Annotated in this window: 16 protein-coding genes and 1 pseudogene; 8 read left to right on the forward strand and 9 right to left on the reverse strand. The window is 71.5% G+C overall.

Annotated elements, in window-relative coordinates; all coding sequences use genetic code 11:
• The first annotated feature begins 60 nt into the window (after positions 1–60).
• Positions 61–270 carry a hypothetical protein gene (locus ACF07S_RS02105; protein ID WP_391973224.1) on the forward strand — a complete coding sequence of 70 codons (210 nt, stop codon included), beginning with the start codon at positions 61–63 and terminating at the stop codon, positions 268–270.
• A 224-nt stretch (positions 271–494) separates the two neighbouring features.
• Here the strand turns inward: ACF07S_RS02105 and ACF07S_RS02110 are convergent, their stop codons facing one another.
• A complete protein-coding gene (locus ACF07S_RS02110) occupies positions 495–746 on the reverse strand; it encodes a hypothetical protein (RefSeq protein WP_391973225.1) in 252 nt (83 codons plus the stop codon).
• Positions 739–1,620 (reverse strand): mycothiol conjugate amidase Mca, encoded by an 882-nt coding sequence (mca, locus tag ACF07S_RS02115; protein WP_391961595.1) that lies wholly within the window; start codon positions 1,618–1,620, stop codon positions 739–741. Before mca ends, ACF07S_RS02110 begins: the two co-directional genes overlap by 8 nt.
• Positions 1,621–1,767: 147 nt before the next feature.
• Between mca and ACF07S_RS02120 the strand changes: the two genes are divergently transcribed.
• Positions 1,768–2,166, forward strand: a complete 399-nt coding sequence (locus ACF07S_RS02120; RefSeq protein WP_391961596.1) for a DUF4307 domain-containing protein — start codon at positions 1,768–1,770, stop codon at positions 2,164–2,166.
• Between the two features lie 166 nt (positions 2,167–2,332).
• Positions 2,333–2,830, forward strand: coding sequence for a transcription elongation factor GreA (gene greA, locus ACF07S_RS02125; protein ID WP_391961597.1), 498 nt, complete (start codon positions 2,333–2,335; stop codon positions 2,828–2,830).
• A gap of 151 nt (positions 2,831–2,981) precedes the next feature.
• On the opposite strand, the gene ilvA is transcribed toward greA, so the two are convergent.
• Positions 2,982–4,211: a threonine ammonia-lyase gene (ilvA, locus tag ACF07S_RS02130; RefSeq protein WP_391961598.1), complete on the reverse strand. Its 1,230-nt coding sequence runs from the start codon at positions 4,209–4,211 to the stop codon at positions 2,982–2,984.
• 162 nt (positions 4,212–4,373) lie between these two features.
• On the opposite strand from ilvA, the gene ACF07S_RS02135 reads away from it, so the two are divergent.
• Positions 4,374–4,895 carry a MarR family winged helix-turn-helix transcriptional regulator gene (locus ACF07S_RS02135; protein ID WP_391973328.1) on the forward strand — a complete coding sequence of 174 codons (522 nt, stop codon included), beginning with the start codon at positions 4,374–4,376 and terminating at the stop codon, positions 4,893–4,895.
• Between the two features lie 153 nt (positions 4,896–5,048).
• Complete coding sequence (locus tag ACF07S_RS02140) at positions 5,049–5,255, forward strand: hypothetical protein (RefSeq protein ID WP_391973226.1); 207 nt, start codon at positions 5,049–5,051, stop codon at positions 5,253–5,255.
• A 57-nt stretch (positions 5,256–5,312) separates the two neighbouring features.
• Here the strand turns inward: ACF07S_RS02140 and ACF07S_RS02145 are convergent, their stop codons facing one another.
• Positions 5,313–6,470, reverse strand: coding sequence for a cystathionine gamma-synthase (locus ACF07S_RS02145; protein ID WP_391961600.1), 1,158 nt, complete (start codon positions 6,468–6,470; stop codon positions 5,313–5,315).
• 107 nt (positions 6,471–6,577) lie between these two features.
• Between ACF07S_RS02145 and ACF07S_RS02150 the strand changes: the two genes are divergently transcribed.
• On the forward strand, positions 6,578–7,696 hold the full coding sequence (locus ACF07S_RS02150; protein WP_391961601.1) for a hypothetical protein: 1,119 nt from the start codon (positions 6,578–6,580) through the stop codon (positions 7,694–7,696).
• A gap of 30 nt (positions 7,697–7,726) precedes the next feature.
• Here the strand turns inward: ACF07S_RS02150 and ACF07S_RS02155 are convergent, their stop codons facing one another.
• The gene (locus ACF07S_RS02155; protein ID WP_391973227.1) at positions 7,727–8,767 is read right to left on the reverse strand and encodes an NAD(P)-dependent alcohol dehydrogenase; all 1,041 of its coding nucleotides are present in this window, start codon (positions 8,765–8,767) and stop codon (positions 7,727–7,729) included.
• Between the two features lie 174 nt (positions 8,768–8,941).
• Between ACF07S_RS02155 and ACF07S_RS02160 the strand changes: the two genes are divergently transcribed.
• A complete protein-coding gene (locus ACF07S_RS02160) occupies positions 8,942–9,859 on the forward strand; it encodes a helix-turn-helix transcriptional regulator (protein WP_391961603.1) in 918 nt (305 codons plus the stop codon).
• A gap of 136 nt (positions 9,860–9,995) precedes the next feature.
• Here the strand turns inward: ACF07S_RS02160 and ACF07S_RS02165 are convergent, their stop codons facing one another.
• From ACF07S_RS02165 to ACF07S_RS02180, 4 genes and pseudogenes are all read right to left on the reverse strand, one after another.
• Positions 9,996–13,271, reverse strand: coding sequence for a S8 family serine peptidase (locus ACF07S_RS02165; RefSeq protein WP_391973228.1), 3,276 nt, complete (start codon positions 13,269–13,271; stop codon positions 9,996–9,998).
• A 292-nt stretch (positions 13,272–13,563) separates the two neighbouring features.
• Positions 13,564–13,665, reverse strand: a pseudogene (locus ACF07S_RS02170) (ABC transporter ATP-binding protein); the annotation flags it as partial.
• A gap of 171 nt (positions 13,666–13,836) precedes the next feature.
• Positions 13,837–15,099 carry an Ig-like domain-containing protein gene (locus ACF07S_RS02175; RefSeq protein ID WP_391961605.1) on the reverse strand — a complete coding sequence of 421 codons (1,263 nt, stop codon included), beginning with the start codon at positions 15,097–15,099 and terminating at the stop codon, positions 13,837–13,839.
• A gap of 239 nt (positions 15,100–15,338) precedes the next feature.
• Positions 15,339–15,695, reverse strand: a complete 357-nt coding sequence (locus ACF07S_RS02180; protein WP_391961606.1) for a hypothetical protein — start codon at positions 15,693–15,695, stop codon at positions 15,339–15,341.
• A gap of 109 nt (positions 15,696–15,804) precedes the next feature.
• Between ACF07S_RS02180 and ACF07S_RS02185 the strand changes: the two genes are divergently transcribed.
• Positions 15,805–16,134 (forward strand): LAETG motif-containing sortase-dependent surface protein, encoded by a 330-nt coding sequence (locus ACF07S_RS02185; RefSeq protein WP_391961607.1) that lies wholly within the window; start codon positions 15,805–15,807, stop codon positions 16,132–16,134.
• Positions 16,135–16,169 lie beyond the last annotated feature (35 nt).

The raw sequence follows: 16,169 nt of genomic DNA on the forward strand, positions 1-16,169 counted from the left end.
TGCGGCGCCGTCCCGGGCACACTCGTGGGCGACGGAGTCGCCGCCGGAGGGGGACGTGACATGCGGGACGGTCATCGGGCGGATGCCGAACGGCTGTCGGCGCGGGCCGTGGAGGAGGAAGTGCGCCGGTGGGGCGGGCGCAGCGACGGCAAGGTGCTGCTGGCGCGGGGGGTGAGCCTGGAGGCGGGCCGGCAGGCCTGGCGCCTCGGCATGGTCCCCGGCCGCCACGCCCGCGAGGTGATGGGCGTGGCGGTGGGCGGGAAGGCGTAGGAGCGCCGCCCCCGCGGGCGGTCGCACCGCCCCCGGCAAGTCGTGCCGCCGGGGCGGCGCGGGTGGGCGGTGGGGGTTCTCCGCTCGAGCGGGGCCGAGTGCGGGGGAGGCACCTCGCGGGCACCCCGCGGGCGCCGGGCCGCGCGACCGCACCGGCCCGTCCCGGCACCGGGCGCCCGCCCGCACCGCCCAGCGGCCGGTGGTCAGCGGCCGGTGGTCAGCGGTCAGCCGCGCTTCTCACCGCCGTTGGCCGCGGCGGCGTTCTCCGCATCGGCCCCCGGCTCCCGGGACTCGGGGAAGTCCACCCGTCCCATGTGCCGGTTCATCGACTTCATCAGGCCCCAGACCGCCAGGGCCATCACCGCGAAGACGATGAAGCCGAGGACGCCGGGGGTGACCTTGTCCTCGTCGAGTTCCTTGGCGAGGGGGACCAGGTGGGTCATTGCCAGGCTTGCGCTTGCGCTCATGTCAGGCATTGTCCCGGATGCCCGCGAAGAGGTCGTCCTCGGGGAGGGAGGTGTCGACGAGGGACTTGGCGAGCTCGTACTCCTCCGTGGGCCAGACCTCCCGCTGGAGGTCCATCGGCACCCGGAACCAGCCGCCGTCGGGGTCGATCTGCGTGGCGTGCGCGATCAGCGCCTTGTCGCGGATCTCGAAGAAGTCGGCGCAGGGCACGTACGTGGTGAGCGTGCGCTCCTTGCGCTCGAACTCGCTCCAGCGCTTGAGCCACTCCCCGTACGGCGACTCCATCCCGCGGTCCAGCATGGCCTGGTGCAGCGCTTCGGTGCGGGGGCGGTTGAAGCCCTGGTTGTAGTAGACCTTCAGCGGCTGGTACGCCGGGCCGTACTCTGCCTCGGGGTACTTCGCGGTGTCCGCCGCGCCCTCGAACGCCACCATCGTGATCTTGTGGGTCATGATGTGGTCGGGGTGCGGGTAGCCGCCGTTCTCGTCGTAGGTGGTGATCACCTGGGGACGGAAGGCACGGATCCTGCGGACCAGCTCGCCCGCCGCCTTGTCGACGTCCTCCAGGGCGAAGCAGCCCTCCGGCAGCGGGGGCAGCGGGTCGCCCTCGGGCAGGCCGGAGTCGACGAAGCCGAGCCACTCCTGCTTGACCCCGAGGATCTCGCGGGCCTCGTCCATCTCCTTCTTGCGTACCTCGTGGATGTGCTCCTCGATGTACGCGTCGCCTTGCAGTTTCGGGTTGAGGATGGAGCCGCGCTCCCCTCCGGTGCAGGTCACCACCAGCACGTCCACCCCCTCGGACACGTACTTCGCCATGGTGGCCGCGCCCTTGCTCGACTCGTCGTCGGGGTGGGCGTGCACGGCCATCAGTCGCAGCTGGTCAGTCAAGACTCAATCCTCAAGTCGTTGGGCGCCCTGTATGCGGCGGCGCAGTCGCAGGCTTCTATAGTGACCGAATCGGGGGACGAAAAATTCCGGAGTCCCGTTCCGGGACCCGCCGGGTGACGCCGGTCCCCTGCTGCCGAGGAGACGATCATGAGTACGCCGAGCACGCGGCTGCCCGAGGGCCGATACGGCCGCTCCTCGGACGAGCGTGCCGACCGCACCCTCAAGGCCGTCGGCGCGGTGCTGGGGGTGCTGCTGCTCGGGCTGGTCGGCTGGTTCGGCTACCACTACGTGGGCCAGAACGAGATCAGCGCCGAGGTGATCGGCTTCGACGCCTCCGAGGACGCGGTGAAGGTGCACCTGGAGGTGCACAAGGACGCGGGGACCGCCGGCTACTGCACGGTGCGCTCGCAGGCCGAGAACGGCGCCGAGGTGGGCCGCGCCGACTTCCGCTTCGGCACCGACGCCACGCGCGTCGACGAGGTCGTCACCCTGCGTACGACCTCCCCGGGCACCACCGCCGAACTCGTCGGCTGCCACGCGGAGTGACGCGGCGAGGAATACCCGGCCGCTGACCTGCGCCGACACGATTCCGGTGGCTTTTGTCCTCCCCCTTCGCGTCCTGAATTGTTAGGCTCGTGGTTTCGCCCATCCCTGGAGGACCATGCTTCTGGGAGGGCGATGCTTTGTATCCCAGTACCTACGAGGAGCACCTGTGACCCAGACCAGCGAGAACGTCACCTGGCTGACCCAGGAGGCGTACAACAAGCTCAAGGACGAGCTTGCGTACCTTACTGGTCCCGCGCGCACGGAGATCGCCGCCAAGATCGCCGCCGCGCGCGAGGAGGGGGACCTGCGGGAGAACGGCGGGTACCACGCGGCCAAGGAGGAGCAGGGCAAGCAGGAGCTCCGTGTGCGCCAGCTCACCCAGCTCCTCGAGAACGCGAAGGTCGGCGAGGCCCCGGCGGCCGACGGCGCGGTGGCGCCCGGCATGGTCGTGACGATCGCCTTCGACGGCGACGAGGACGACACGCTGACCTTCCTGCTCGCCTCGCGCGAGTACGCGAGCTCCGACATCGAGACCTACTCGCCGCAGTCCCCGCTGGGCTCCGGCGTCATGGGCCACAAGGTCGGCGAGGACGCGGAGTACGAGCTGCCGAACGGCAAGAAGGCCTCGGTGAAGATCCTCGAGGCCGAGCCGTACAGCGGCTGACCCGCCCCGCGGGTCCCCACGGCGGCCCCCGGCGCCCCAGCGGCGCCGGGGGCTTCGTCATGCCGCGGCCGAGCGGTGCCTGCGCACGGCGAGGGTGCGGAAGAGCACGACGATCAGGACCGGCCGATGGCCCCGCCGGCCGATGACCGCGTCAGCCGATGACCGTGTGACCCGCCTCGCGCAGGGCCTGGCCGACCTCGGCGCAGTGCGCCGGGCCCTTGGTCTCCAGGTGCAGCTCGACCTCCGCCTCCGTGAGCCCGAGCCGCGGGTCGGTCCGTACGTGACTCACGTCGAGGACGTTGACGTCGACCGCGGACAGGGTCCCGAGCAGCGACGCGAGGGCGCCCGGCCGGTCCGTCAGACGCAGCCGGACGGCCAGGTACCGGCCCTGCGCCGCCATGCCGTGCCGCAGCAGCCGCTCCAGCAGCACCGGGTCCACGTTGCCGCCGGACAGCACCGCGACGACCGGCCCCTCGAAGGCGCCGGGCCGGCTGAGCAGCGCCGCGACCGGGCTGGCCCCGGCCGGTTCGACGACCAGCTTGGCCCGCTCAAGACACAGCAGCAGCGCGGCCGACAGCTCGTCCTCGGTGACCGTGCACACCTCGTCCACCAGCTCGCCCACGATCCCGAACGGCACGTCGCCGGGCCGGCCCACCCTGATGCCGTCGGCCATCGTCGCCGGGTTGCGCACCGGCACCGGACGCCCGGCCGCCAGCGAGGGCGGGTACGCCGCCGCGCCCGCCGCCTGCACGCCGACGATCCGCACATCGGGCCGCAGCGCCTTCACCGCGACCGCGATCCCGGCGGCCAGCCCGCCCCCGCCGACCCCGACGACGATCGTGCGCACCTCGGGGCACTGCTCCAGGATCTCCAGGCCCACCGTGCCCTGGCCCGCGATGACGTCCGGGTGGTCGAAGGGGTGGATGAACACCGCGCCCGTCTCGTGCGCGTACTCCGTCGCGGCGGCCAGCGTCTCGTCCACCACCTGACCGTGCAGGCGGACCTCGGCGCCGTACTCCCGGGTCGCGCTGATCTTCGGCAGCGGGGCGCCCTTCGGCATGAACACGGTGGAACGCACCCCGAGCAGCGACGACGCCAGTGCGACCCCCTGCGCGTGGTTGCCGGCGCTCGCCGCGACGACACCGGCGGCCCGCTCCTCGGGCAGCAGCCCGGCGATCCGCACGTACGCGCCGCGCAGCTTGAACGACCCCGTCCGCTGAAGGTTCTCGCACTTCAGGTGCACCGGGGCCGCCACCGTCCGGGACAGGTGCCTGCTGCCCTCCATCGCGGTCATCCGCGCCACGCCCGAGAGCATCTTCCGGGCGCCGCGCACGTCGTCGAGAGTGACGGTCCGCAGGGCTTCGGCCGTGCTGTAGCTCATGGCTCCAGCATCGCAGTTCGCGGACGGCGGCGGCCGGTGTGACCAACCCGCGGACTCGGCTTTGCGCAGCCCCGATACGACCTGCCTTCCATCCGCGTACCCTGTCCCCCAATGAGCAGCCCTCCACGAAGTGAGCCTCCGGCCATGCCCACAACACCTGAAATGTCGATGGACATGACGACGGACCTGTCGGCCGTCGGTGACACCGGTCTTCTCGACACGCTGCAGCACGAGGTGGCGTTGTTCGCCCGCCGCGCGGAACAGACGCGGCTCGGCGGGGTCGGCCAGGTGCGCAACTCGATGGACCGCGCCGCGTACCTGCTGCTCAACCGTCTCGACAAGGAAGGCCCGATGGGCGTCAAGGCGCTCGCCGCGAGCATGGGCATCGACTCCTCGACGGTCACCCGCCAGGTCGCCCCGCTCGTGGACACCGGCCTGGTCAAGCGGACCTCGCACCCCGAGGACGGGCGCGCGGTCGTGCTCCAGCTGTCCCCGCGCGGGCAGTCGCGTCTGGAGGAAGTGCGTTCCTCCCGGCGTCAGTTGATGGCCGAGCTGACACACGCCTGGGCGCCGGAGGAGCGCGAGGCGTTCTGCGCGCTCCTGACGCGCTTCAACAGCGCGCTGTCCGCGCGGATGTCGGTGCCGGGGGTCTCCGGCGGACCGGAGGAGCGGCCGGCCTCCTGAGCCGCGGCGTACGCGGGCCCGGTTCCGCGTGTCCGCGGCTCCTGACCGCGCGGTGCGCCCTGGCCTGACATGGGACCGGGTCCCCGTCGTACCCGGCCGGGACCGGCTCTCTCGTCTCCGGGGCGACGGAAGGCGCGGTTGCGGGAACGGCACGTGTCCCGGGACGTCCGCCGGGCCCGCGAGTTCGAGGCGTACGTCGCGGGCGCGGGCGGACGCCTGCTGCGCCGCGGGACGCTCGTCCGCCGCGCGATGTGGCTGCTGTTGCCCGTGGTGGCCGTGGCGTTGGTGGTGTGGACGCCGACGGCGCGCCCCCGGGGGGAGCCGCCCTCGCGGACGGCCCCGCCCCTGACGGTCCGGTGACCGGCCCCGGCCGGACCCGCCGGCCGCCACCCGCCCTCGTCCGGCCCCTGCCGGCTTTTACCGGCCGAGCGCCTGCTGGAGGTCTTCGAGCAGGTCGTCGACGTTCTCGATGCCCACCGACAGGCGCACCAGGTCGGCGGGGACCTCGAGCGCGGAGCCCGCCGCGGACGCGTGCGTCATCCGCCCCGGGTGCTCGATCAGCGACTCGACGCCGCCGAGCGACTCGCCGAGCGTGAACACCCGGGCCCGGTTGCAGACCTCGACGGCCGCCTCCTCGCCGCCCTCGACGCGGAAGGAGACCATGCCTCCGAAGGCCCGCATCTGCTTGGCGGCGACCTCGTGACCGGGGTGGTCGGGCAGCCCCGGGTACAGGACGTCCGTCACGCGCGCGTGGCGGGTCAGCATGTCGGCGATCCGCGTCGCGTTCGCGCTGTGCCGGTCCATGCGGACCGAGAGCGTCTTGGTGCCGCGCAGCACCAGCCAGGAGTCGAAGGGCCCGGCGACCGCGCCCATCGCGTTCTGGTGGAACGCCAGCTCCTCGCCGAGCTCGGCGTCACCGGTGATCAGCGCGCCGCCGACGACGTCGGAGTGGCCGCCCATGTACTTGGTCAGGGAGTGCACGACGACGTCCGCGCCGAGCGCGAGCGGCTGCTGCAGGTAGGGCGTGGCGAAGGTGTTGTCGACGACGAGGCGGGCGCCCGCGTCCCGGGCGACCTGCGCGACGGCGGCGATGTCGGTGATGCCGAGCAGCGGGTTGGAGGGGGTCTCCACCCACACGGCCTTGGTCCTCGGGGTGATCGCGGCCCGCACGGCGGCGGGGTCGCCGGTGTCGGCCACCGACCACTCCACGCCCCACCGGGCGACGACCTTGGCGAAGAGGCGGAACGTGCCGCCGTACGCGTCGTTCGGGATCACCACGTGGTCGCCGGGGCCGAGCAGCGTGCGCAGCAGGCAGTCCTCGGCCGCCAGTCCGGACGCGAACGCGAGGCCGCGGCGGCCGCCCTCCAGGGCGGCGAGGTTCTCCTCCAGCGCGGTCCTGGTCGGATTGGCGCTGCGGCTGTACTCGTAGCCGCCGCGCAGGCCGCCCACACCGTCCTGCTTGTAGGTGGACACCTGGTAGATCGGCGGGACGACCGCCCCCGTCAGGGGGTCGGCGGTGTTGCCCGCGTGAATCGCGAGCGTCTCGAAGTGCTGACTGATGTGCCTGTCGCTCATGGGCACCGAGGGTAGTGTGCGCGGGCCGCCGATGGCGGACCCGGAGTTTTCCACAGGTTCGGGGAGCGGGTTGGCCAATTGCCGGCGCGGTCTGGTTCGCTGGTGGCATGGAGATTCTCTGGGTGCTGATCGCGCTCGTCATGCTCGGCGTCGTGGTGTCGCCGTTCCTCAGGCGCCGGCGCGGCGCGGTCGGACTGGTCCCGCCCGGCCACCCGGACGCGGCGGACCCGGCGAACTACGGCTTCGCCCGCGAGGAGGAGCTGGACATCCGCGTGCCCGGCCCCGACCAGGACCTGCTGGACGTGCTGGAGGTGGTGCAGCGCACCCAGGACCACCGCGCGGCGCGGCAGCTGCTGGCCGGCACGGACGCGGCGGGCGAGCTGCGCTGGCAGCGCGTGCAGGCCTTCGCGGGCGCGGCCTCGCTGGAGCTGAGCCGGCGGCCCGGCAACGCGGGCGAGGCGCCCGGCGGACAGTGGCTGCGGGCGTGGCGGACCGAGGCGCCCAAGGACGCGGCGGGAGCCGCCGTGCACGCCGAGTTCCTGGTGCAGCAGGCGTGGCGGACCGCGGCGCCCGGGACGGACGAGTTCCGGATCATCATGGAGGAGGCGAAGGCGGCGTGCGGCGAGGCGGCTCTGTCGGCGCCCGGTGACCCGGTCCCGTACATCGTGGAGCTCTCGGTGGCCCGCGGGCTCGGTTACTCCCGGCAGGACTTCGAGCAGCTCTGGCTGAAGATCCTGGACCGCGCGCCGAACCACATGGGGGCGCACCTGGCGGCGCTGCACTACTGGTGCGAGAAGTGGCACGGCTCGCGGCAGCAGGCGTACTCGTTCGCGGAGGCCGCTGCGGCGCGGGCGCCCCGGGGCTCCCTGCTGACCGCCATGCCGCTGTTCGCGGTGTTCGAGCACCTGCCCGAGGTGAACCTGGTCACCGGCTTCTACCGGAGCGAGGTCGTCACCAAGGCGATCCACGGCGCGCTGCACGCGGTGCACTCCGCCCGCCCCGACGACCCGATGACGGCCCATGTGCGCCATCTGCTGGTCTTCTTCCTGGTGCGCGCCGAGCGCTGGGCGGAGGCCATGAGCCAGCTGATACACATCGACGGCCACGTCGGCGCCCTGCCGTGGAGCCTGTCCCCGGACCCCGCCGCAGAGTTCGCCGTCTACCGCGCCCTGGCGGTCGCCGGCTACGAGGCGAACGGCGGCAGCCCGGCGACCCTGCCGCACTGACGCCGGCGGGGCCGCCGGCCCGGTGGTGCGTCAGATCGTCGCCGTGTCGATCACGAAGCGGTAGCGGACGTCGCTGTTCAGGACCCGCTCGTACGCCTCGTTGATCTCCGCGGCGCCGATCAGCTCGATCTCCGCGCCGATGCCGTGCTCGGCGCAGAAGTCCAGCATCTCCTGGGTCTCCCGGATGCCGCCGATGCTCGACCCGGCGAGGGTCTTGCGGCCGCCGATCACCGAGAAGAGGTTGAGGGAGACGGGCTCCTCCGGGGCGCCCACGTTCACCAGCGCGCCGTCCGTCTTCAGCAGCGACAGGTACGCGCCGAGGTCGAGCGGGGCGGAGACGGTGGAGACGATCAGGTCGAGGCTGCCCCTGAGCTTCTCGAAGGTGGCCGGGTCGGCGGTGGCGTAGTAGTGGTCCGCGCCCAGCTTCAGGCCGTCGTCCTTCTTGCGCAGGGACTGCGACAGCACCGTCACCTCGGCGCCGAGCGCGTGCGCGATCTTCACGGCCATGTGGCCGAGACCGCCGAGGCCGACGATCGCGACCTTCTTGCCGGGGCCGGCGTTCCAGTGCCGCAGCGGGGAGTACGTGGTGATGCCCGCGCACAGCAGCGGGGCGGCCTCGTCGAGGGAGAGTCCGTCGGGCACGCGGACGACGTAGTTCTCGTCGACGACGATCTTCTGGGCGTAGCCGCCGTGGGTCGGCTCGCCGTCCCTGCCGATGCCGTTGTAGGTCATCGTGGCGCCGTTCAGGCAGTACTGCTCCAGGCCCGCCTCGCAGTTGTCGCACTCGCGGCAGGAGTCGACCATGCAGCCGACGCCCACGCGGTCACCGACCCGGAACTTCGTGACGCCGGGGCCGGCCTCGGACACCACGCCGGCGATCTCGTGGCCGGGGACCATCGGGAAGATCGCCTCGCCCCAGCCCTCACGGGCCTGGTGGATGTCGGAGTGGCAGATGCCGGCGAACTTGATGTCGATCAGGATGTCGTGTTCGCCGACCGCGCGCCGCTCGATGGTCGTGCGCTCCAGCGGAGCCTTGGCGGCGGGTGCGGCGTACGCGGCAACAGTGGTCATGCCGGGGTTCTCCTCGTGACGTCGTGCGCCCGGCTGCCCTGTGTCCGGCCGGGTGCGGATCCCAGCCTGCGACGGCGGCCGTACATCACCCAGCCCACGGCTTTGCCTACGTTGGCCGTGCGTACCACTGGCGGGGACAGGATGGTGGGCGTACGACCGGGGATACTGGGGAGCATGGACGAGCAGCACACCGATCCGGCCGCTCCTTCCGGCGGCGGCCTCGACCCGCGTGCGGAGCTGAGCGAGTTCCTGCGCACCCGGCGTGCCCGGCTGAAGCCGCAGGACGTGGGCCTGCCGGACTTCGGACGGCACCGCCGGGTGCCGGGCCTGCGCCGCGAGGAGCTGGCCCAGCTCGCCGGGGTGTCGGTGGCGTACTACACGCGCCTGGAGCAGGGCAACGGGCAGAACGTGTCGGCGGAGGTGCTGGACTCGATCGCGCACGCCCTGCGCCTGGACGACGCCGAGCGGACCCACCTCACGCATCTGGCGAAGCCCGGGCGCCACCGCAGGAAGCAGCCGGCCCGGGCCCAGCAGCCGCGCCCGGGGCTGCGGCATCTGCTGGAGTCGATGGAGACGGTCCCGGCGTACGTCGTGGGCCGGCGTTCGGAGATCCTCGCCTGGAACCGGATGGCGGCGGCGCTCTTCGGCGACTGGGGCCGGATGCCGGTGCAGGACCGGAACTGGGCCCGGCTGGTGTTCCTCGACCCGGACTGCCGTGACCTGTTCACCGAGTGGGACCAGAAGGCGGCCGACCTGGTCGCCTATCTCCGCATGGACGCGGGCCGCCGCCCGGACGACCCCCAGCTGTCCGCCCTGATCGGCGAACTCTCGGTCAAGAGCGAGGAGTTCCGGCGGCTGTGGGCGCACCACGACGTCAAGGAGAAGAGCCACGGCGTCAAGCGGGTGCGGCATCCCCTGGTGGGGGAGCTGACGCTGCTGTGGGAGTCGTTCCGCCCGGCCGGCGAGAACTCGGAGCAGTCGCTGGTCACCTACTTCGCCGAGCCGGGCTCGCCGTCGGCGGAGGCGCTGCGGCTGCTGGCCAGCTGGGGCACGGACGCGAGGCAGTCGGGAGCGGGAGCCTCGGCTCCCTGAGGCGGACGGGCCCCCGGTCCTGGGCGCCCGGGTCCTCCCGCACCGGCCCGCGCGTCGCCGGCAGCCGGGTCCCGGCCCGCTCGCAACGGAACGGCCCGCCGGAAGCACTGCTTCCGGCGGGCCGTCCGCTCAGGGTCTACTTGCCGTAGTAGGCGTTGTAGATCGAGATCGTGGACTTGTTGCCCTGCTTGTCGGCGATCTTGGCGTGGAAGGAGACGGCCTTCCCCTTCGCCGGGTTCTTGAAGGTGATCTTCCCCTTGGTGACCGTGGTCTTCTTCCAGGTCTTGCCGTAGTCGTAGGACACGTACACCGAGAGGGACTTGAGGTTCTTGCCCTTGGCGGTGCCCTCCACGGTGACCGGGACGGTGACCTTCTTGCCGGCCGTCACCTTGCTGTCCAGGCCCGTGGCCGCGTGGAAGCGGGCCGTGGAGGCGGGCAGCTGCTTGTGGCCGGTGGTCTTCTTGGAGCGGAAGGACCAGCTCGCGTCGATGCGCGTCGAGGCGGCGGCGACCTTGGCGCTCCGCTTGACCGAGGTGGTCAGCTTGTACGCGGCGTCCCCGGAGGGGACCTTGAACTCCTTCTCACCGAACAGCGGGTCGTCGTGCGAGCCGACCTTCTTGCCGTCGCGGTAGAGGCTGGTGGCGACCGAGGTGAACAGCGAGGACCCGACGTGACCCTTGCCGTCGGCGAACAGCGGGACGAGGCCGGAGATGCTGTTGCCGTCGCGGGAGAGACCGAACTCCCCGCCCAGACGCGGCCCGAAGACGGCCGTGTTCACGGTCTCCGCGTACGTCTTGCCGCCCTTGTAGGTCTTTTCGAAGCCGACCGTGTAACCGGCCTCGAAGATCGGCCAGCCGTCCGCGTCGACACCGCCCTGCTGCTCGAAGTCGAGGTCCCACTTGACCCCGTTCGCGGTGGACAGGTGCAGGGTGCGGGTGCCGGGCAGGGTCTGCGGGATGCCGATCGAGGAGGCTCCGCCGCTCGTCGGCAGCCACCCCACGGCGCTGACGGAACCCTTCTTGCCGCTGGCCGCCGCACCGAGGCCGACCTTCACCGTGGCCAGTTCGGCCGCCTTGTAGGCGCGGTTGTAACCGGTGGCGAGCTGCTTGACCTTGCCGCCGGCGACGGTGTCGTACTGCTCCTTGGCGCCCTTGCTCCAGTGGGCGTCCCACTGCTGGCTCAGCGAGCCGTCGGTGATCTGCGGACCGAGGTGGGCGGAGCGGAAGTTGTCGTACGAGTCCAGCCACCAGCCGAAGGCCTGGGCGGTGTTCTTCGTCTCGATGACGTAGTCGGCCGAGGCGAACTCCGGCTTGACACCCTTGGCGGGCACGGTGATCTTCACCGGCTTGGCCTTGCGGGCGTCCAGCGTGACCGTCGTGTTCCTGGTGACGCTCAGCTTCGGCTGGGCCAGCCAGTCGGCGCCCTCGTAGGTCTCCGGGTCGGAGCCGACGAAGATCCCGGTGTCCAGGACGTAACCGCCCTTGGGCACCCGGACGGTGACGGTGCCGTCGGCGTCGTAGGGCTGGTGCCACTGCCCGGCGCCCGGGCCGGAGAGGCCGGTGAGAGCGGCGACGTAGTTGCCGGCCGGCTTGCCCGCCCGGTCGAGGAACTTCAGCGTCACGTCGTAGGACTCGACCTCGCGCTGCACCGCGGCCGCCGTGCGCACGCTCTGCCCGTCGCCCGTCGCGACCACGTACGCGGAGTACGCGCCGTCGACGGTGCCGCCGAGCCGGGTGTCGACGGTCAGGCCGACGGAGGCCTTGCCGCCCGCGGGGACGGTGACCGTGGTGGCGTCCAGGGTGAAGAAGCCGGCCGGGGCCGCCTTGCCCCTGGGGTCGGTGGCGGTCGACGTCAGCTTCAGCGTGACGTCCTTGGTGCCGAGGTTGCGGTAGGTCAGCTCCTTGGTGGCCGGCTTGTCGTCGGCGTGCGGCCACTGCTGGACGCCGAAGCTCAGCGACACCGGGTCGGCGATCACGGTCTGCTGGACGGCCTTGTCGACCTGGATCCGCCCCGAACCCTGCTCGAACGGCGAGTACGTGCCGCCCTTCGTGGAGCCGGTGAGGGCGCCCTTCAGCTCCGCGTAGGTCCACTCCGGGTGCTGCTGCTTCAGGATCGCCGCGGCGCCCGCGACGTGCGGGGTCGCCATCGACGTGCCGGAGATGGTCATGTAGCCGGCCGGCTTCTCGCCGACCTCCTTGGCGATGTCGTTGCCCTTCGCCGAGGCGGCCGTGATGTCCACGCCGGGCGCGGTGACGTCCGGCTTGATGGCGCCGTCGCCGAGGCGGGGGCCGGTGGAGGAGAAGTCGGCGAGCGCGTCCTTGCCGTCGACGGCTCCGACGGTGAGCGCGGCGTCCGCGCTGCCGGGCGAACCGATCGACTGGGGGCCCTCGTTGCCGGCCGCGATGGCGAACAGGACGCCCTTCTCGGCGGACAGCTTGTTGACCGCCGCCTCCAGCGGGTCGATCTCGGCCGTGTCCATGCCGCCGAGGCTCATGTTGACGATGTCGGCGCCCTGCGCGGCCGCCCACTCCATGCCGGCGAGGATGCCGGAGTCGTCGCCGAAGCCGGAGTCGTCCAGGACCTTGCCGTTGAGGACCTTCGCGCCGGGCGCGACGCCCTTGTGCTTACCGCCCGACTTGGCGCCCGTGCCGGCCGCGATGGAGGCGACGTGGGTGCCGTGGCCGACCTTGTCGCCCGCGTCGGGCGCGGAGGTGAAGTTCTTGGACTCGGCCACCTGGCCCGTCAGGTCCGGGTGGGTGGCGTCGACACCGGTGTCCAGCACGGCGATCGTGACGCCCTTGCCGTCGTAGCCGGCGGCCCACGCCTTGGGGGTGCCGATCTGCGCGACGGACGTGTCGAGGCTGGCCCTGCGCACCCCGTCGAGCCAGACGTGGGCGACACCGGAGGCGGTCCGGTCGCCGTTGGTGACGGCGTCCCACAGCTCGGGCGCGTCCTCGTGCGGGGTCTGCACCGCGTCCGCGTTCAGGGACTTCAGGGTCCGGCGGACCGTGCCCGCGTCGCGGACCTCGGCCTTGGCGCCCGCCGCGCTGCCCTGGTAGCCGACGATGACCTTCAGGCCCCGCTTCTGGGAGCCGCGCGTCGTGGCCTTGCCGAGTTCGGTGATGTCGAAGAGCCGCTGGTCGAGCTTGCCGCTCGCGATCAGCCGGGAGACGTCCGCGGGCAGCACGAAGGTGTGACCGTCGGCCTTGCGTATCTGGACGGGTATGTTCTCCCGGCCCTCGGCCCGCTCCAGGCCGACGACGCGGCCCTTGGCGTCCACCGTGACCCGGTCACCGGTGATCAGCGTGATGTGGTGCGTGGCCTTGAGCGCGGACGCCTTCGAGGACGCCCCCGAAGACGTCTGCGAGCCGGCCGTCGAGCGCTCCCCGTTCGCCGACGCCGGACTGGTCATGCCCGCCGCGAGTGCCACGGCCGCTGCCGTGGCGACCGTGGCCGCACATGCTCTTTTCACTTGTCTGCGCAAGGTTCCCCCTAGCGAAGTCGCCGGGCGCACAACACGTCACCCGGCCGGGGGTGGTCTCGTACGCATGCGCGCACCCCCCGGAGCACGCAGTATGCCGAGGGGTGATCAAGGGTCTCAAGAGCGGTTCGGGGGCCTGCGGGAAAGGTGCGGAAGTCGACGGGTGGCTGTAACGCCACCGCCGGAACTTCGTTACCCAATCGCGCGGTTGACGTTTTTCGGGTCAGGTCCGGGTGTTCTCCCGCACGGTGATGCGCCCCTTGCGGATGGTCGCCGCGCGCGGTGCCCGCCGGGCGATGGCCGAGTCGTGGGTGACCATGACGAAGTCGAAGGACCGGAAGGTGAGGAACGTGGCGGCACGCTGGGGACGGTCCGTGAGGAAGCGCCGGGCACGGCTCAGGAGCGGCATAAGAAGACCGGTGCCGCCGTCCGCTCCTTCACGGAGCGGACGGCGGCACCGGCCGAGTGGGGTGAGGCTCTGCGTGCCCGTCGGGCGTCAGACCGCGGAGCCCGCCTTCCACTGCTCCCAGCTCATGTTCCAGCCGTTGAGGCCGTTGTCCGGGGCGATGGTCTTGTCGCCGGTGTTCTGCACGACGACCACGTCACCGATGATCGAGTTGTCGTAGAACCAGGCGCCCGGCGTGTTGGGGTCGTTCGCCCCCTTGGCGTCCTGCAGGCCCACGCAGCCGTGGCTGGTGTTGACGCTGCCGAAGATGGACTTGGCGCCCCAGTAGTTGCCGTGGATGAAGGTGCCGGAGGTGCTCAGGCGCATGGCGTGCGGCACGTCCTTGATGTCGTACTCGCCCTTGCCGTCGTCGTCGGTGAAGCCGACCGTCGCGCCGTTCATCCGGGTCTCCCTGAACTTCTCGGAGATCACCATCTCGCCCTCGTACGTCTTGTTCTCGGGCGACCCGGCGGAGATCGGGATGGTGCGGACGGTCTTGCCGTCCTGCGTGACCTTCATCTGCTTGGTCTTGGCGTCGACGTACGTGACCTGGTTGCGGCCGATCTTGAAGGTGACCGTCTTCTGCTGGACGCCGATGACGCCCTCGGCTCCCTCGACCCCGTCGAGCGCCAGCTTCAGGGTGACGGTGGCGCCCTCCTGCCAGTACTCGTCGGGCCGGCAGTCCATGCGGTTGGCGTTGAACCAGTGGCAGGCGACCTCCTGGCCACTGGTGGTGGAGACGGTGATGCCCTTCTGCACCTCGGTCTTGTTGGTGATCGCCTTGTCGAAGTTGATCGACACCGGCATGCCGACGCCGACGGTGGCACCGTCGTCCGGGGTGAAGGTGCCGATGAAGCTGTTGTCCGGGGCGACCGTGGTGAACGAGGCGTTCTCGTGGGCGGCGCGGCCCTCGGAGTCCTCGGCGGTGGCGCTCAGCTTGTAGGTGGTGGCGCGCTCCAGCTGGACGCTGGGCTTCCAGCTCGTCCTGTCCGCGGATATCTCACCGGAGACGGCGGTGCCGTCGGCGGTGGTCATCTTGACCTCGGTGAGCTTGCCCTTGCCCACGGTGACGGTGGCGGAGTTGTTGATCGAGGCGTTGTTCGAGCCGTCCTTCGGCGTGATCTTGATCTGCGCCTCGGAGGACTTCTTGGCCGCCGCCTCGTCGACCTGGGCCTGCGAGGTGTCGTTGCCGCCGTTGCCGCCGTCGCCGCCCGAGGCACTGTCGTCACCGCCGGAACAAGCCGAGAGCACCAGCACTCCGCCGAGCAGAGCGGACGCGGCCGCCAGACCCCTGCGCCGCTTACCGTCCGTCATCACACGCTTCTCCATCGTCGCCTAATCCCAACCCCACGAATCCCCGGCCGGAAGCCGAAGGACCTCGTCCACCACTTTCAACGCTACGACCGGGTGATCCGGTTCCCCACGGCCCATGGGTGTGGGACTCACCACGTCCGCCGGGGAGGACGGCGGGAACGCCGGCCCGTGCGCCGCGTGAGACGACGCGGCCCCGGGCGGCGGTTGCCTCCCGGGGCCGTGAATTTCCCGGGAACCCGTCAACCGGCCCTGTCCGCCCCGTCGTCGCCGTCGCAGGAGCCCTCGTCGTCCTCCTCGTCGAGGTCCCACTCCGGCGAGTCCGGGTCGTAGTCGATCCGTTCGCCGCTCCAGGATGCCTGCAGGAGCTCCACTCCCGGAACTTCGCCGACCAGAGCGAACGGATCCACGAGGTACGCGAGGGCTTCCGCGGCGTCCTCCGTCACGGCGCTCCGGGCGTGTACCCGTTCCGCGTCCGGCATATCGCCGTCGTCCGTGATTCTGCGCAGCGCGGCCCCGGTCACCGCGTCCTCGTCGCCGACTTCGAGAACGAGTTCCACGCGAAGCCGTACAAACCGTGATGTCTCCGGAGTGCTCATGCCCGGAGCGTACGGCCCCGCGCTCCCGCGGCTTTCCTGTGACCCGCGCCTTTCACTAACATCGCCCCACACGGCCAATTCGCCAGCGCCACAAGGGGATCGATATTCCGTGTCATCCGCGCTCCGTCCGTTGCTGACCGCCACCGCCGCGGGCACTCTGCTGTGCGCCCTGTGGTTCGTCCCGTCCGCGAACGCAACCTCGGTGGGAGAGGCGGGCCCGGCAAGCCCGGCAAGCCCGTCTCCGCAGGTCACGCAGCAGGCGAGAGGGGTGCCGAGCATCTCGTCGGCCTCACTGGAGGGCCCCGTCCAGGACGTCCGCCTCGCGGACACCGGCAGCTTCGACAGCACCCCGTACATCGTCGGCGGCACGGGGTGCCTCGTCCTCGGCGCCGGGTTCGTCGTCTACTCGGTGCGCCGGGAACGCCTCGGCCTGTACTGACCCTCCGGGGCCCCGCGCCGCCGCGGGGCCCCGGG

It is taken from the genome of Streptomyces sp. NPDC016640 (genome assembly GCF_043076215.1).
In the GTDB taxonomy this organism is placed as follows: Bacteria; Actinomycetota; Actinomycetes; order Streptomycetales; family Streptomycetaceae; genus Streptomyces.

Bases quoted from the DNA above. Each gene is read 5' to 3' on its own strand.
- ACF07S_RS02105 (WP_391973224.1), top strand. From the start codon at position 61: ATGCGGGACGGTCATCGGGCGGATGCCGAACGGCTGTCGGCGCGGGCC.
- ACF07S_RS02110 (WP_391973225.1), bottom strand. From the start codon at position 746: ATGCCTGACATGAGCGCAAGCGCAAGCCTGGCAATGACCCACCTGGTC.
- ACF07S_RS02120 (WP_391961596.1), top strand. From the start codon at position 1,768: ATGAGTACGCCGAGCACGCGGCTGCCCGAGGGCCGATACGGCCGCTCC.
- ilvA (WP_391961598.1), bottom strand. From the start codon at position 4,211: ATGAGCTACAGCACGGCCGAAGCCCTGCGGACCGTCACTCTCGACGAC.
- ACF07S_RS02135 (WP_391973328.1), top strand. From the start codon at position 4,374: ATGTCGATGGACATGACGACGGACCTGTCGGCCGTCGGTGACACCGGT.
- ACF07S_RS02145 (WP_391961600.1), bottom strand. From the start codon at position 6,470: ATGAGCGACAGGCACATCAGTCAGCACTTCGAGACGCTCGCGATTCAC.
- ACF07S_RS02150 (WP_391961601.1), top strand. From the start codon at position 6,578: ATGGAGATTCTCTGGGTGCTGATCGCGCTCGTCATGCTCGGCGTCGTG.
- ACF07S_RS02155 (WP_391973227.1), bottom strand. From the start codon at position 8,767: ATGACCACTGTTGCCGCGTACGCCGCACCCGCCGCCAAGGCTCCGCTG.
- ACF07S_RS02160 (WP_391961603.1), top strand. From the start codon at position 8,942: ATGGACGAGCAGCACACCGATCCGGCCGCTCCTTCCGGCGGCGGCCTC.
- ACF07S_RS02165 (WP_391973228.1), bottom strand. From the start codon at position 13,271: ATGACCAGTCCGGCGTCGGCGAACGGGGAGCGCTCGACGGCCGGCTCG.
- ACF07S_RS02175 (WP_391961605.1), bottom strand. From the start codon at position 15,099: ATGACGGACGGTAAGCGGCGCAGGGGTCTGGCGGCCGCGTCCGCTCTG.
- ACF07S_RS02180 (WP_391961606.1), bottom strand. From the start codon at position 15,695: ATGAGCACTCCGGAGACATCACGGTTTGTACGGCTTCGCGTGGAACTC.